Genomic DNA, 15256 nt, shown 5'->3' with positions numbered 1-15256 from the left:
CGTTGGCAAGGTTTTGCAGGCCTCGCGCACACCGTACGGCAGACCAATCCCGTTCTCTACTGAGGACGGACAAGCGGCGGTGATCGGGCCATGCCCGCGCCGCACCTGGAGGACTGAGTTGAGCCCCATCCGCTCCGCGAGCATCGCGGCGCTCGCATCGGCCGTGCTGGCCACCACGCTCACCGGCTGCCAGTTCGGCGAGGAGCAGCAGGACACCAGCCGGATCGTGATCGCCGCGGACCTCGAACTCTCCGGCGCGTCGGCGCCGATCGGCAAGGCTTACCAGCGCGCACTGGAACTGAAGGTCGAGCAGTTGAACTCCTCCGGCGCACTGGGCGGCCGGAAGATCGAGCTCAAGGTGAAGGACAACCGCTCCGACGCCGCCGAATCCTTGCGCAACATCAACGATTTCAGCAACGACTCCAACGTCAACGCCATCATCATGGGCGGCTGCAACGAATGCGCGGTGGGGGCCGTCCGCACGATCGACGAGAAGCGCATTCCGACGATCGCCCTCGCCGCCTCCGGCGCCGTCACCGAGCCGGTCGCGCAGCGCCGGTACGTCTTCAAGCTGGCCCCCAACGCGGTCGACACCGCCGGCGCGCTCACCACCGAGCTGACCCGCCGCAACATCCGCAAGGTGGCCGTGCTGCACACCGCCGACAGCTACGGGCAGGAAGGGCTGGCCGCGCTGCGCGGCGAGTTCACCAAGGCCAACATCCGGCTGCTCCGCGCCGAGGCGGTACGCCCCACCGACACCGACCTCACCAGCCAGGTCTCGAGGCTGGTGGCGCGGGAGCCCCAGGCGCTGATCGTCTGGACGCCGCCGGAGCAGGCGTCGATCGCGGTCGCCAGCGCCCGGCAGGAGAAGTTCGCCGGGTCGGTCTTCCTCGACGCGTCGGCCGCCGGCGACCTCTTCCTCGGCGGCTCGGCGCGGACCGCGGAGCAGACCACCCTGATCTTCACCCAGACCATGGTGATCGACGACGTCATCGCCACCACCCCGGCCAAGGCGGCCCGCCGCCAGTGGTTCCAGGACTACACCGCCCGGTTCGGCGGATACAACGGCTCCTCGTCGTTCGCCGCGGACGCGGTCCAGCTCGTCGCGGACGCCGAGCTGCGCGCCGGCGGGGAGCCCGGCCGGGTGGATCGGGCCGCCCTTCGCGACGTCCTGGAGACGTCACAGCTGGACGGCCTCTCCGGCCCGATCCGGATGACCCCGGACAACCACTCCGGCCTGATGCCCCAGGCACTGACGACCCTGGTCGCGAGGGGTGGCCGCTGGCGGCTGGCTGGCTAGCTGGTCGCTCTGGTGGGTGTGGCCCCACCACAACCGGCTCCGGGCGGTCAGGCTTGATCCCTCCGCCGGTTGCGGTGGGGCCACACCTTCGGTGTCGTTGGCCGTCCGTCGGCTTTGCTGACCTCAGATGTCCACGGTCGACGTCGGTTCGCGGTCGAAGTGGAGTCATCGGGATGAGGTGGTGGCGCGTACCCAGGGCAGGGCGAGCCGCTCGACGAGGCTGAGGGCGGAGTAGAGCAGGATGCTCATCAGCGCGATCAGCACGATCGCCGCCCAGGCCGTCGCGGTGTCGCCGATCCCGTTGTACTGGAGGATCTGGTAGCCCAGCCCCGGCTTGTCCGAGTAGAACTCCCCGATCACCGCGCCGATCGCGGCGAGCGGCATCGCCACCTTCAGCCCGACGAAGATCTGCGGCAGGGCGGCCGGGAAGCGCACCTTGCGGAACGACTGCCACCAGGAGGCGTTCAGCGACCGGGCCAGCTCGGCCAGGTCGGCCGGGGTGGTGGTCAGCCCGGTCGCGGTGGAGAGCACGATCGGGAAGAAGCAGAGCAGGAACACCATGGTCAGGATCGGCTTCTGGCCCCAGCCCACCGACACCACCAGCAGCGGGCCGAGCGCGATCTTCGGCACCGCGTTGACCGCCACCAGCAGCGGCGCGAACATCCGCTCGACCCGCCGGGAGGCGGCCAGCGCCATCCCGATCAGCACGCCGGCCACCGAGGAGAGCAGGAAGCCGAGGACGGTCATCGCGGTGGTGATCCCCAGCGCCGGCAGCAGCACGTCGCTCGTCCCGGTCAGCGCGCTCCACACCACCTGCGGCGGCGGCAGGGACGCCGGATGCACCAGGTGCAGGCCCGACGTGACCGTCCACCAGGCCGTGACCGCGACCAGCAGCCCGAGCGCCGGCAGCCCCACCGCCGAGGGGCGTAGGCCGGTCCGGCGCGACCCGGCCGGCTCCGCCGTCGGCTGGCCCGGCACGGGGGTACCGGCCCGGGTCCCGGTCAACTCCGTCAAGGTGTCCTCCTCTGCTCGGCCGGCCCCAGGGCCGGCACGGGACGGGGGTGCGCCCCACCGGAACCCCGGCGGGCCGCACCCCCGATGTCCGGGTCGGCCGGTCAGGCCTTCGGCGCGAGGTTGAAGTCGATGATCTGGTCGGGGGTCAGGTTCTGCTTCAGCGCGCCCGCGCCCTGCAGCAGCGCGATGCTCTTGGCGACCCGGCCGCTGTCCAGGGTGCCCAGCGCGGTGCCGGAGTTGCTGGACCGGACGTACGCGGCCATCAGCTGCAGCTCGGCGGCGGCCGCGGCCGGGTTGGTGGCGTCCACGTTCTTCTTCAGGATGGTTGCCGCCTCCTGCGGGTTGGCCAGGGCGTACTCCAGGCCCTTGAGCAGCGCCGCGGTGAACTTCTTCACCATCTCCGGCTTCTCCTTGGCGATCTTCGTGGAGGTGATCAGCGCGTTGCCGTAGAGGTCCTGCATGACGTTGCTGTACGGCAGCACGACCGGCTTCTTCTTGGTCACCGCCTCGACGGTGGGCTGACCGACGACGAACTGGCCGATGCCGTCGACCGCGCCGGAGGCCAGCGTGCCCATCAGCGTCTGCGGCTCGCCGTTGACCCAGGTCACCTTGCTGGCGTCGATGCCGGCCAGCTTCGCGTACGTGGGGAAGAGGTTGCGCACGACGGAGCTGGGGGTGTCGGCGAGCTTCTTGCCCTCCAGGTCCTTCGGGGTGGCGATGTTCTTGCCCTCGACCGAGACGATGGCGGCCATGGTGCGCTGCTGGATCGCCGCGACCGCGACGAAGTCCTTGGCCTGGCCGTTGCCGAGCTGGAGCAGACCACCGGTGAGGTCGATCGGGCCGAAGTCGGCCTGGCCGCCGACGACGGTCTGGATGACGGCGCCGGTGCCCTGACCGGGCTTGATGTCCACATCGAAGCCGGCCTCCTTGAAGAAGCCCTTCTCCTTCGCCACCCAGGCGTAGGAGTCCCGGCCGAAGTTGCCGAACGAGGTGAGATAGGTCACCTTCTCCAGCCCGGCGGCACCCGCGCTCTTCGCGTCGTCGGACTTGTCCGAGCCGCTGCTGCACCCGGCCACCAGGGCGAGGGCGGTGGCCAGCGCGGCGGCGGCGACCGTACGGGTCAGCCTTCTCATCAGTGCACCATGTCCTTTCCGACCAGGTCGTCTATCACCCGGACGGGTCGTGGGTCCGACGGTGCCGGCAGGAGGGTGAAGCCGACAGGACCGTCGTGAGGGGACTATTCGCGGGCACAGCGTACGAGAAGGCCAGCAGCCACCGGCCGGGCGTATCGGTTGCGGAACGGAAACGAAGTTGCATGACGGAAACTGACAGTCGTCCACCCCGGACGGTGCTATAGGGACGGCCGACGGTTACCCTTGCCGGGCTCGTGATCGCCGAACGGAAGGGAGCCGGCAGGAAATGATCAAGCTGTCCGCGGTGTCCCGTACCTTCGACGGCCGCTCGGGCCGCGTCGAGGCGCTGCGCGGCATCGACCTCGACGTCGCGGAGGGCGAGTTCGTCGCCGTCCTCGGCCGCTCCGGCTGCGGCAAGTCCACCCTGCTCCGCATGATCGCCGGGCTGCTGCCGGTCACCGAGGGCGAGATCACCGTGGCCGGCACGCCGATCACCAAGCCCCGCCGCGACATCGCCATGCTGTTCCAGCGGCCCGCCCTGCTGCCCTGGCGCTCGGTGCTGGACAACGTCCTGCTCCCGGTCGAGATCTTCGGCTGGAGCCGGGCGAGGCACCGCGAGCGGGCCCGGGAGCTGCTGGACCTGGCCGGCCTCGGCGGCTTCGAGAAGCGCCTGCCGCACGAGCTCTCCGGCGGCATGCAGCAGCGGGTGTCGCTGTGCCGGTCGCTGATCGGCGAGCCGCGGGTGATGCTGATGGACGAGCCCTTCTCGGCGCTCGACGCGCTCACCCGGGAAGAGCTCTCCGGCGAACTCCAGCGGGTGCACATGGAGACGAAGGCGACCATCGTCTTCGTCACCCACTCGATCGACGAGGCGGTGCTGCTCGCCGACCGGGTCGTCGTGCTCAGCCCGCGCCCCGGCCGGATCCGCAAGATCCTCGACGTGGACATCCCCCGGCCCCGCACCCTCGGTCGCAACGCCCACCTGGCCGAGGTGGCCCGGATCAGCGCCGACCTGCACGAGCTGTTGATGGAACGGGACGCACCGGTCGTCCCGGCGCAGGCCGGGGACGCGCCGGCGGCCGGCCCGGCGGAGACGCCGGCCGGGTCCGGCACGGGAGGACGCTGACCATGCGGGTGTCGATCTTCACCGAACCGCACCGGGGCGCCAGCTACGACGACCAGCTCCGGTTCGCCCGGCTGGTCGAGGGGGCCGGTTTCGAGGGCTTCCTCCGCGCCGACCACTACCAGTCGATGGGCGACGACCCCGGGCTGCCCGGCCCCACGGACGCCTGGCTGACCCTGGCCGGGCTGGCCCGGGAGACCTCCCGGATCCGCCTCGGCACGCTGGTCAGCTCGGCCACCTTCCGACTCCCCGGGCCGCTCGCGGTGATGGTGGCCCAGGTCGACCAGATGAGCGGCGGCCGGGTCGAGCTCGGCATCGGCGCCGGCTGGTACGAACGGGAACACCTCTCGTACGGCATCCCGTTCCCCCCGGTGGCCGAGCGGTTCGACCGGCTCGCCGAACAGCTCGAGATCATCACCGGGCTGTGGCGCACCCCGCCCGGCGAGACGTACCACTTCACCGGCGAGCACTACCGGCTGGTTGACGCGCCCGCGCTGCCCAAGCCGGTGCAGCGGCCCGGGCCGCCGGTGATCGTCGGCGGCCGCGGTCCCAAGCGCACCCCCGAACTGGCCGCCCGGTACGCCGACGAGTTCAACATGCCGTTCAAGAGCGTCGCCGAGACGGCCGCCGCGTACGAGCGGGTGAGCGAGGCGTGCCAGCGCACCGGCCGTACGGAGTCCGGGCGGGCACCGCTGGTGTTCTCCGCCGGGATCGTGGTCGCGATCGGCCGGACCGACGCGGAGGCGCAGCGGCGGGCCGCGCCCCTGCACGTCAAGAGCGCCCTGCCGCCCGAGGACCCGGTGGTCGGCTCCCCCGCCCAGCTGGTCGACCGGCTCGGCGAGTTCGCCGCGATCGGCGCCACCCGGGTGCACCTGCGGCTGATCGACTTCGCCGACCTCGACCACCTGGAGCTCATCGGCGCCGAGGTGCTCCCCCAGCTGGACGGAACCCGATGACCGAACTGTCCCAGGACGTCGAACTCGGCCCGGTGGGCCAGGAGATCGTCTACGAGAACGACCGGGTGCGGGTCTGGCACATCCGGCTGGAGCCGGGCGAGCGGCAGCCGCTGCACCGGCACGACCACCCGTACCTGGTGGTGGCGGTCCAGGGCGCCAAGAACGTGGTGCAGACGATCGACGGCACCCGGATCGACGCCGACGAGCCGGCCGGCGGCGTGGTCTACCGCGACCCCGGCGCCGTGCACATGCTCACCAATGTCGGGGACACGACCTACCTGGCGCGCCTGGTCGAGCTGAAGTAGCCACGCCGGAGAGCACGCGCCGCGCCAGCGCTGCGTCAAGGTGGCGATCGGGCGCACCGGGCCGTAACGTGCCCGACATGGCCTTTCGGACGTGGGGCAGGCTGCCGCTCACGGCGCTCGGGGTGAGCGTGCTGGCCGGGGCCGGCCAGCTCGGCATCGCGTATGGGTTCGGCATCGTGCGCCTGGGCGGCGCGTTCACCGACGGCTCGGTCAACCGGTGGCCGGCCCAGCTCGTCTGGGTGGCCTGGTTCGCGGCGGTCGCCGCGGTGGTCGGCGCCGTACTCACCGAGCGTCTCGCCCGCCCGGACGGGCCGTCGGGCGGCACCACTGAACAATTCTCGGTCGCCGGGGCCGCCGCGCTGGGCGCCACCGTCGTCGCGCCACTGTGCATGCAGCCCGCCCGGGCGGTCGAGCTGGGCGGCACCGTCGACCCGGTGTGGGCGGTCGGCATCTGCGCCGTCCTCGGCGCGGTGGTCGGCGCCGGGGCGGCGCTCGCCGTCCTGCTGAACCCGCCGCTCGGCTGGAACATCGCGCTGACCGGCGGCGCGCTCTGGCTGCTCGCGCTGGTCTCGGTGGCGCCGGCGCTGGCCTCGACCGGGCCGCTGCCCACCGTACGCCTCGGGGTCCTGGAACCGTCGTGGTTGGACGCGGCGACGGCACAGCGCCTGGCCATGCTGATCCTGCCGACGGTGGCCCTGCTCGCGGGCGCGGCGGCCGGCGCGCTGGCCCGCCGCCGCGGCCACCCGGCGCTGGTCGGCGGTGCCGCGGGCGCGGCCGGCCCGGTCCTGGTGGCGTTCGCCTACCTGACCGCCGGCCCGGGCAACGCGGCCGACCGCTACCAGCTGGCGCCCTACTACGGGGCGCTGATCGCGGTCGCCGCCGGAGCGCTCGGCTCGACCGCCGCCACCGTGCTGCGTCGGCCGTCGGAGACGGCGGCGACCGACGCCATCGAGCCGACCGACATCCTCCAGCCCCTCCCGGCCGGGCCCGCTCCGGCGGGTTCTCGGGTGGGGCGGACGGCCGACGGTCCGGCCACGGCCGACCCGAGCCCCGCCGGAGCGCCGCCCGCGGCCGTCGCCGGCAGCACCGCCGACCTCGGCCTCCCGTCGGCTGCCTGGGACACCCGGCCCGACGCCGGCCGGCCCACCCCCGCACACTGGGACTGGCCAGTGGCGTCGAGCGGCACCCCGACGCCGGCACCGGCCGGCGGCACCCGCCCGACCACCGGCCAGAACGCCCGCCCCGGCGACGACCGGCGCCCGGCCGCCGCCGGCCCGGCCCCCGCCGACGACCGCGACCCCACCACCCCGTCCGCGGTCCCCGCCGACGACCGCGATCGCGTGCACTGGTCCGCGGCATCCGCCGACGACCGCGATCTCGCGACCCCGGCTCCCGTCGCCGCCGATGACCCGGGTCGGCTCGCCGGCGCCCCGGCCTCCGGCGCCGTGGCCCGCGACCGCACCATCGGCCCGCCGGCCAGAACCGGGGCGACCGGGGCCGGTCGGGTGATCGAACGGGACGCCGACGACCCGACCCAGAGCCTGCCGGCGCCCACCCCGCTGTCGTCGGCGAGGCGGATCTCGGCGGTCGACGTGGTCGCCGCCGGCCGAACGCCGGAGGCGGCGCGGCCCGGTACGACACCGGCCGGGACCGCCCTGCCCACGCCTGCGACACCCACGCCGACGCCCGACCGCCGGGCCCAGGCGACGGCGCCCACGCCCGCTTCCGGCACGGCGCCGACTGCGCCCTCGGCCCAGGCGGCGGCACCCACGCCCGCGACGGCGACCAACGGCTCTTCCGCCGGGGCAGCGACGACCGCATCCTGGTCCGAGACGGCGACGGCCGCATCCTCGGCCAGGACGGCGACGACCGCGCCTTCGGCCGGGACGGCGACGGCCACGGCCGGGGCCGGCGTTTCCGGCCCGGGCGTCCCGGCACCGGCCGCCACCCCCAGGGGCGGAGCGGCCAGGCCCGACGTCGAGGTGTCAGTCCGCACGCCGGAGGCTGACGCGCCCGGACCGGAGGCCGAGGCGTCCGACGCTGCCGCCCTGATCGGCCCGGCGGCCGACGCCTCGCTGCCCCGGTCCGGCCCGCCCGCCCGGTCCCGCTCGGCGGCCTCGGCCTCGGCGTCGGCGTCGTCGACGGGCCCGGCGTCGTCGACGGCCTCGGCGTCGTCGACGGCCTCGGCGTCGTCGACGGGCCGGCCGAAGCGGGCCCGCAAGTCACGGTCGGCCGCCGGTGGGTCGGCCGAGCCGACGGCGCCCACCCCGACGCCGGTCCCGGCCGATGCCGCACCGGTGACCGGGCATCGCACCGCGAAGAACGCCCCTGCCACCACCGCCCCCGCACCGGTGGCTGGCCCGTCCCGGCCGGCCGAATCGACCGCCGTCCCCACCTCGGACCTGCCGGCGACCGGCTCGCCCGCGACGCCGACCACCAGCTCGGCCACCGACCTTCCCCCGACGACCACCGCCGGCCGGTCCCGCACCGCCGGCCGGTCCACTTCGGCCGACCGGTCGACCGCCGCAGACCAGGCCAGCGGCGCAGACCAGGCCACCGCCGCGAACCAGGCTGGAACCCTCGGGCCCTCCGGTGCCACCTCCCCGGGCGGCGGCGGGCCGGAATCCGCGACGCGCACCGGCCGACCCGACGGGCGGATGCCGACCGGCCCGGCGCACCTTGCGGCAACGGCGCCGGACGACGCCACGGCGGATGCGGGACGCGCCTTCTCGCCGCGCCCGCGCGTCCCGATCTTCTCGGACGACGCGGATCGGCGCGACGACGTGCGGCCGGCCTGGCCGATGGCGTCCGCGCCGAGCTGGCCGACCACTCCCGGCCAGGCCACCGCCCCGACGGGGCCCACGACGGACGCCACCGACAACGGCGCCCCGGTCGAGCCGGCGCCGCGCCCCCGGCACCGCGCACTGCCCGACCTGGGCCGGGCCACCAGTTGGGAGGCCCTGGCGAACGCGCGGCACGCCACCGGGCCGAACGCGATCGACCCGGCGCCGGCGGTTTCCGCCGGCCCCGACAGCGAACGGGCACACCAGGCCGACGACGCGGGGCGGGAGACGGACGACCGGTCCCCGGCTGCGGCCGGCTCGGGCGAGGAGGCCGACGCCGGGAAGTCCCGGCCCCGCCGGGGCCTGTTCCGCCGGAACCGGGCGAAGGGCGACGAGGAGGGCACGGTGGACCGGAACAGCCGCGAGGCGGAGCCGGTGCCGGCGCACGACGAGGAGTACGTCGACTGGGTCGCCGGGCTGGGCCGGCCGGCCGCGGACAGCGACGCCGGTTCGCTGCGTACCGGCCGGCATCACCGGGACTGACCGGCACGGCGGTCGGGCCGACCTCCGCGGGACGGCCCGACCGGCGGGGACTCAGGCGAGCGGCAGGTAGACCCGACCGCCGGAGGAGAGGAACTCCGCCGACTTGTCCTTCATGCCTCGGGCGGCGTACTCGTTCAGCTCCTGGGTGATCTTCATGGAGCAGAACTTCGGCCCGCACATCGAGCAGAAGTGCGCGGTCTTCGCCGGCTCGGCGGGCAGCGTCGCGTCGTGGTACGACCGCGCGGTCTCCGGGTCGAGCGAGAGGTTGAACTGGTCCTCCCAGCGGAATTCGAACCGGGCCTTCGACAGCGCGTCGTCCCAGGCCTGGGCGCCAGGGTGGCCCTTGGCCAGGTCCGCCGCGTGCGCCGCGATCTTGTACGCGATCACGCCCGCCTTCACGTCGTCCCGGTCCGGCAGGCCCAGGTGCTCCTTCGGGGTGACGTAACAGAGCATCGCGGTGCCGAACATGCCGATCATCGCGGCGCCGATCGCCGAGGTGATGTGGTCGTACGCGGGCGCGATGTCCGTGGTCAGCGGGCCGAGGGTGTAGAACGGCGCCTCGTGGCACCACTCCTGCTGGAGGTCCACGTTCTCCTTGATCTTGTGCATGGGCACGTGGCCCGGGCCCTCGATCATCACCTGCACGTCGTACTCCCAGGCGACCTTCGTCAGCTCGCCGAGGGTACGCAGCTCGGCGAACTGCGCCTCGTCGTTGGCGTCCGCGATCGAACCGGGCCGCAGCCCGTCACCGAGGGAGAAGGTCACGTCGTAGCGGGCCAGGATCGCGCACAGCTCCCGGAAGTTGGTGTAGAGGAAGTTCTCCTCGTGGTGAGCCAGGCACCAGGCCGCCATGATCGAGCCGCCCCGGGAGACGATCCCGGTGACCCGGTCCACGGCGAGCGGCACGTACGGCAGCAGCACCCCGGCGTGCACCGTCATGTAGTCGACGCCCTGCTCGGCCTGCTCGATGACGGTCTCCCGGAACACCTCCCAGCTCAGCTTCACCGGGTCGCCGCCGACCTTTTCGAGGGCCTGGTAGATCGGCACCGTCCCGATCGGCACCGGCGAGTTCCGCACGATCGCCTCGCGGGTCTCGTGGATCCGCTTGCCGGTCGACAGGTCCATCACGGTGTCCGCGCCCCACCGGGTCGCCCAGGTCAGTTTCTCCACCTCCTCGGCCACCGAAGAACTGACCGCCGAGGTGCCGATGTTCGCGTTCACCTTGACCAGGAACGCCTTGCCGATGATCGCCGGCTCGCACTCGGGGTGGTTGACGTTGAGCGGCAGCACCGCCCGGCCGGCGGCGAGCTCGTCCCGGACGAACTCCGGCGCGACGCCCTCCCGGATCGCCACGAACTCCATCTCCGGCGTGACGACCCCGGCCCGCGCGTACGCGAGCTGCGTCGGCCGCTTCCCGTCCGCCCCGGCCAGCGGCGTGCCGGCGCCCCGGACGGGGGCGACGTCACCCCGCGCCGCGATCCACGGTCCGCGCAGTGGCGGCAGCCCCAGCTCCGGGTCCGAGCCCGGCCCCGAGGTGTCGTAGCGGCGCAGCGGCGGGTTGTCCCCGGTCAGCTCCACCTCGGCGAACGGCACCCGGACGTCCGGCCGTGACCCCTCGACGTAGACCTTGCGACGTGCCTGCATGACAGCCTCCCTGATGGTCAACGGGACCAGCCGAAGTGGTCCAGCGGGCCGCGTCCCGCGCCCAGCTCCCAGTCCCGCGCGCCGGTCAGCGCGCGGGTGACGTACTCCTTGGCGGTGCCGACCGCGACCGGCACCGGGTCGCCCGCCGCCAGCCGGACGGCGATCGCCGCCGAGAATGAACAGCCGGTGCCGTGGTTGTTCCGGGTCGCCACCCGTGGTCCGCGCAGCAGGGTCGTCGTCCCGCCGCCGGCCAGCACGTCGACGGACTCGCCGGCCGCGTCCAGGTCGCCGCCGGTGACCACCACGTGCGCCGGGCCGTCGGCCGCGAGCGCCTCGGCGGCGGCGACCATCTCCTCGACCGTGGTCACCGGGCGCCCGGTGAGGGCCGCGGCCTCCGCGCAGTTCGGCGTCGCGACCTCCGCGTACGGCAGCAGCCGCTCGACCGCCTCCACCACGCCGAGCCGGTGCCCACTGGTGGCGACCAGCACCGGGTCGACGACCAGGCGCGGCAGGCGCCCGGCCTTCGCCGCGTCGGCCACCACGTCGGCGACGGCCCGGGTGCCCAGCATTCCGGTCTTCACCGCCCGTACCCGGAAGTCCGCGAGCACGCTGTCGAGCTGCTCGGTGACCGTGCGGGGTGGCAGCGGCAGGACGGCGTCCACGCCCCGGGTGTTCTGCGCGGTGACGGCGGTGATGACGGAGGTGCCGTACGCGCCGAGGGCGGCGAAGACCTTGAGGTCGGCCTGGATCCCGGCGCCCGCGCCGGAGTCCGATCCGGCAATGGTGAGGACCGTTCTCGGTGTCACTGTCTCCCCCTGGTTGCTTTTGGGGGCCTCGGAGACGTCCGCCGGGGCGTGCCAGCTTCGCGCACTGGGGTGACCGCCTCTTGGAAGGCTTCGGTCAACGTGGTGGCTGCCTCGGTTGCGTCTTCGGCGCGCATGATCGCGCCGAGCACCGCCACTCCCGCTGCTCCCGCCTTGACGCATGCGTGCGTCTGGTCCGGGGTCTCGACTCCCCCGAGTGCCAGGACCGGCACGGGGCTGACCTTGATCAGCTCGGCGAGTCCTTCGGGGTGCAGGGATGGGCCGTAGCCGGGTTTGGTCCTGGTGGGGAAGACGGGTGAGAGGGTGGCGTAATCCTCGGTGGTGAGTCGGCGCAGCTCCGCCACGTCGTGGCAGGAGCGGCCGATGAGCCCGAGCCGGGGCGGTGGGTACGGTCCCGCCGAGGGCAGGTGGACGGCGTCGCCGTCGAGGGGGTCGGGGCCGGCGACGATGAGGGTGCCGCCGACGTCGGCGAGGATGGCGCGCAGGTCGGCGGCGAGGGCGGTCCGCTCGGCGCGGGGCAGGTCCTTCTCCCGCAGCACCACCCAGCGCGCTCCCCCGGCCACCGCCGCCGCGACCACCTGGGCCAGCGGTCGCCGCGCCTGCCACCGGTCGGTGAGCACGACGAGCCCCGACGGCACCCGCCCGGCATCGCCGCACCCGTCGTTCCAGCCGGCCCGAGCGGTGACCGCACCCGCGAGGAAGGCGGTCACAGGTCGGGCCTTCCCTCGTCGGGGGTGGAGGGGAGGGCGTGGAAGCGGCGCGGGATCCGGCCGGCCTCGTGGGCGAGGCGGCCGGCCTCGACGGCGTACCGCATGGCGGTGGCCATCGCCACCGGGTCGGCGGCCCGGGTGACCGCGCTGGCCAGCAGCACCGCGTCGCAGCCCAACTCCATCGCGAGCGCCGCGTCGGAGGCGGTGCCGATGCCGGCGTCGAGGATGACCGGCACGTCGACGCCCTGCCGGATCAGCCGGATGTGGTGCGGGTTGGTCACGCCCAACCCGGAACCGATCGGCGCGCCGGCCGGCATCACCGCCGCGCAGCCCGCGTCGGCCAACCGCCGGGCCAGGATCGGGTCGTCGGACGTGTACGGCAGCACGGTGAACCCGTCGGCGACCAGCTCCTCGGCGGCGCGCAGCAGCTCCACCCCGTCGGGCAGCAGCGTGCGCTCGTCGCCGATCACCTCCAGCTTCACCCAGTCGGTGTCGAACGCCTCCCGGGCCAGGTGGGCCACCTTCACCGCCTCGGCGGCGGTGTGGCAGCCGGCGGTGTTCGGCAGCAGCTTCACCCCGCACCGGTCCAGCAGGTCGAGCAACCCGCCGCCGGTGCCGGGGGCGGTGTCGACCCGGCGCAGCGCGAGGGTGACCAGTTCCGTGCCGGAGGCGCGGATCGCCTCCTCCAGCACGTGCAGGTTGGCCGCGCCGCCGGTTCCGAGGATCAGCCGGGACCCGAACGTCTCACCGGCGATCGTGCAGCTCACCGAGCTCACCCGCCCTGGGCGGCGCTGAGCACCTCGACCCGGTCGCCGTCCCGCAGCACCGTCGCCGGCCAGCCGCCCCGCGGCACCACCTCGCCGTTGACCGCGACGGCGAGCCCGCGCCGCTGGTCGGTGACCTCCCGCACCACGTCGGCCACGGTCGACCCGCCGGGCAGCTCACGCCCGGCGCCGTTGACGATCAGTTCCACGTTCGCTCCTCCTCGGCGGTGAACCGGTCGGGGGTGAAGGGGGCGAGCAGTGGATCCGCCTCCCCGGTGACGATCAGCTCGGTGACCAGGTCGGCGGTGACCGGGGTGAGCACGATGCCGTGCCGGTGGTGCCCGGTGGCGGCGAGCACGCCGGGCCGGCCGGGCAGCGGCCCGATGATCGGCGCGTTGTCCGGCGTACCGGGGCGCAGTCCGGCGGACGCCTCCACCAGGTCGTACTCGGCCAGCTCGGGCACCAGGTCGACGGCGGCCCGCAGCAGCCGCAGCACCGCGCCGGCGGTCACCTCGGTGTCGGCGCGCTCCTCGACGGTCGCCCCGACCACCACCTCGCCGCTGTTCCGGGGCACCAGGTAGACCGCCTCGCCGTCCGCGTACCCCCGGATCACGTGGCGGAAGCCCGGCGCGCCGCGATCGGGCGCGCGGAGCCGGAGCACCTGGCCCTTCACCGGCCGGACCGGCAGCCCGGTCAGCGCCGCCGCCCCGCAGCCGGCCGCCACCACGGTGACGCCCGCGTCCACGTCGGACAGCTCGGCGACCCGGCCCGGCCGCAGCGTCGCCCCGGCCCGCTCGGCCGCCGCCCGCAGCGCGGCGACCAGCCGCCGCGGGTCGACCTGGTGGTCGCCGGGGGCGGCCGCGCCGCCGCGCACCCGCGTCGCGAGCGCCGGCTCGCGGTCCCGCAGCTCCGAGGGGCGCAGCGGCGTGATCGGCAGCCCCAGCCCCTGCTGGTACGACCACAGCCGCCGCGCCTCCGCCAGGTCGTCGCCGGTGAGCCCGACCACCAGGGTGCCCTCGGTGCGGTACCCGAATCCGGCGCCGGCGGCCCCGGCCAACTCGGTGGCGAAGCCCGGCCAGCGGGCGGCGGACTCGGCGAGCAGCCCGGTCAGCTCGTGCTCCCCGAAGTACGCCTCAGCGACCGGCGCGAGCATCCCGGCCGCGACGTGCGACGCCCCGGAACCCGGCGCCGGATCGTGCACGACCACCCGCAGCCCGCGCGACGCGCAGCGCCAGGCGATCGCCAGCCCGACCGGTCCCGCCCCCACCACGGCGACGTCCGGCCGGCCGGCGCCCGTCGTGCCGGGCCGCCTCCCGCTCAGCACGTCAGCGCCCCGAGCAGCTTCGCCGTCGCCCGAGCGGGGTCGGCCGCCCCGGAGACCGCGCCGACCACCGCCACCCCGTAGGCCCCGGCGGCCCGCAGCGCGGGCACCGACGCGGCGGTCACCCCGCCGATCGCTATCACCGGCACCGCCACAGACTCGGCGACCGCGCGCACCCCCTGGGCGCCGATCGGGTCGGGCAGGCCGCTCTTGGTGCTGGTCGCGTGGCAGGGGCCCACGCCCAGGTAGCTGGCCCCCGCCGCGACCGCCTCGACGGCGCTGCCCGGCGCGCGGGCGGTCGCCCCAAGCACGGCGGCGGAGCCGAGCACCCGACGGGCCGCCCGCACCGGCAGGTCCTCCGCGCCGACGTGCCCACCGGCGGCGCCCACCGCGAGCGCCACGTGCAGCCGGTCGTTGACCAGGCACGTCGCCCCGTACGGCCGGCAGAGCGCGACCACCCGGCGGGCCAACTCGTACGCCTGGCGGTCGGTGGCGTCGTCCTCGACGCGGACCTGGACGACCAGCTCGGCGCGGGCGACCGGCAGGGCGGCGCGCAGCACGCCGAGCGGGTCCCGCCCGGGCCGGGTGTCGGTGATCAGATGCAGGCGTCCCAGGGACGGCACGGCAAACTCCTCCCTGCGCCGGCATTACCCGGATCAGGTTCGACGGTCGGGGGCTTCAGCCCCCCTCTCAGCCCGGTGCACCGGACTCCCGTGGGTCACTTGAGGCCTACCGTACGACGTTCCCTCGGATCCGCCAAGGGCGGGTGGCGGCTTTTCCCACGAACCGTCCGAACCCGACGGTGGGGGCAGCGCGTCACCGCCCGGTCACGCCAT

14 protein-coding genes and 1 riboswitch are annotated in these 15256 nt (G+C 74.6%); of the genes, 5 read left to right on the top strand and 9 right to left on the bottom strand.

All coding sequences use genetic code 11. From position 1 onward, the window contains the following. Positions 1-118 precede the first annotated feature (118 nt). Complete coding sequence (locus OG799_RS32795) at positions 119-1300, top strand: ABC transporter substrate-binding protein (RefSeq protein WP_406040761.1); 1182 nt, start codon at positions 119-121, stop codon at positions 1298-1300. A gap of 165 nt (positions 1301-1465) precedes the next feature. On the opposite strand, the gene OG799_RS32790 is transcribed toward OG799_RS32795, so the two are convergent. After that, positions 1466-2278, bottom strand: coding sequence for an ABC transporter permease (locus OG799_RS32790; protein WP_406046479.1), 813 nt, complete (start codon positions 2276-2278; stop codon positions 1466-1468). A gap of 137 nt (positions 2279-2415) precedes the next feature. Continuing rightward, entirely contained in the window at positions 2416-3447 is a 1032-nt protein-coding gene (locus tag OG799_RS32785) for an ABC transporter substrate-binding protein (protein WP_406040759.1), read from the bottom strand. 286 nt (positions 3448-3733) lie between these two features. Here OG799_RS32785 and OG799_RS32780 point away from each other — a divergent pair, with 286 nt between their 5' ends. The 4 genes from OG799_RS32780 to OG799_RS32765 all read left to right on the top strand — a co-directional run bounded on the left by OG799_RS32780 (position 3734) and on the right by OG799_RS32765 (position 9157). Continuing rightward, positions 3734-4573, top strand: a complete 840-nt coding sequence (locus tag OG799_RS32780) for an ABC transporter ATP-binding protein (protein ID WP_406040757.1) — start codon at positions 3734-3736, stop codon at positions 4571-4573. A gap of 2 nt (positions 4574-4575) precedes the next feature. Continuing rightward, a complete protein-coding gene (locus OG799_RS32775) occupies positions 4576-5526 on the top strand; it encodes an LLM class F420-dependent oxidoreductase (RefSeq protein ID WP_406040755.1) in 951 nt (316 codons plus the stop codon). Continuing rightward, entirely contained in the window at positions 5523-5831 is a 309-nt protein-coding gene (locus OG799_RS32770; protein ID WP_406040753.1) for a cupin, read from the top strand. The genes OG799_RS32775 and OG799_RS32770 overlap by 4 nt, the downstream gene beginning before the upstream one ends. 77 nt (positions 5832-5908) lie before the next feature. After that, on the top strand, positions 5909-9157 hold the full coding sequence (locus OG799_RS32765; RefSeq protein WP_406040751.1) for a hypothetical protein: 3249 nt from the start codon (positions 5909-5911) through the stop codon (positions 9155-9157). Positions 9158-9208: 51 nt separating this feature from the next. Here the strand turns inward: OG799_RS32765 and thiC are convergent, their stop codons facing one another. From thiC to thiE, 7 genes are all read right to left on the bottom strand, one after another. Next, positions 9209-10801, bottom strand: coding sequence for a phosphomethylpyrimidine synthase ThiC (thiC, locus tag OG799_RS32760; RefSeq protein WP_406040749.1), 1593 nt, complete (start codon positions 10799-10801; stop codon positions 9209-9211). A gap of 17 nt (positions 10802-10818) precedes the next feature. Beyond that, positions 10819-11607, bottom strand: coding sequence for a bifunctional hydroxymethylpyrimidine kinase/phosphomethylpyrimidine kinase (gene thiD, locus OG799_RS32755; RefSeq protein WP_406040747.1), 789 nt, complete (start codon positions 11605-11607; stop codon positions 10819-10821). After that, positions 11604-12263: a thiamine phosphate synthase gene (locus OG799_RS32750; RefSeq protein WP_406046478.1), complete on the bottom strand. Its 660-nt coding sequence runs from the start codon at positions 12261-12263 to the stop codon at positions 11604-11606. The genes thiD and OG799_RS32750 overlap by 4 nt, the downstream gene beginning before the upstream one ends. Positions 12264-12331: 68 nt before the next feature. Beyond that, positions 12332-13102: a thiazole synthase gene (locus OG799_RS32745; RefSeq protein WP_406040745.1), complete on the bottom strand. Its 771-nt coding sequence runs from the start codon at positions 13100-13102 to the stop codon at positions 12332-12334. Between the two features lie 5 nt (positions 13103-13107). Continuing rightward, on the bottom strand, positions 13108-13308 hold the full coding sequence (thiS, locus tag OG799_RS32740) for a sulfur carrier protein ThiS (RefSeq protein WP_406040743.1): 201 nt from the start codon (positions 13306-13308) through the stop codon (positions 13108-13110). After that, positions 13299-14423 carry a glycine oxidase ThiO gene (thiO, locus tag OG799_RS32735; RefSeq protein WP_406040741.1) on the bottom strand — a complete coding sequence of 375 codons (1125 nt, stop codon included), beginning with the start codon at positions 14421-14423 and terminating at the stop codon, positions 13299-13301. The genes thiS and thiO overlap by 10 nt, the downstream gene beginning before the upstream one ends. Then, positions 14417-15043: a thiamine phosphate synthase gene (thiE, locus tag OG799_RS32730; RefSeq protein ID WP_406040739.1), complete on the bottom strand. Its 627-nt coding sequence runs from the start codon at positions 15041-15043 to the stop codon at positions 14417-14419. The genes thiO and thiE overlap by 7 nt, the downstream gene beginning before the upstream one ends. Continuing rightward, a riboswitch (TPP riboswitch) is annotated at positions 15037-15144 on the bottom strand. It overlaps the preceding gene by 7 nt. Positions 15145-15256 lie beyond the last annotated feature (112 nt).

This window comes from Micromonospora sp. NBC_00898 (assembly GCF_045207895.1).
Classification (GTDB): domain Bacteria; phylum Actinomycetota; class Actinomycetes; order Mycobacteriales; family Micromonosporaceae; genus Micromonospora.
Note: the sequence above shows the minus strand (reverse complement) of the source record. Positions and strands in the feature narration are given on the sequence as shown.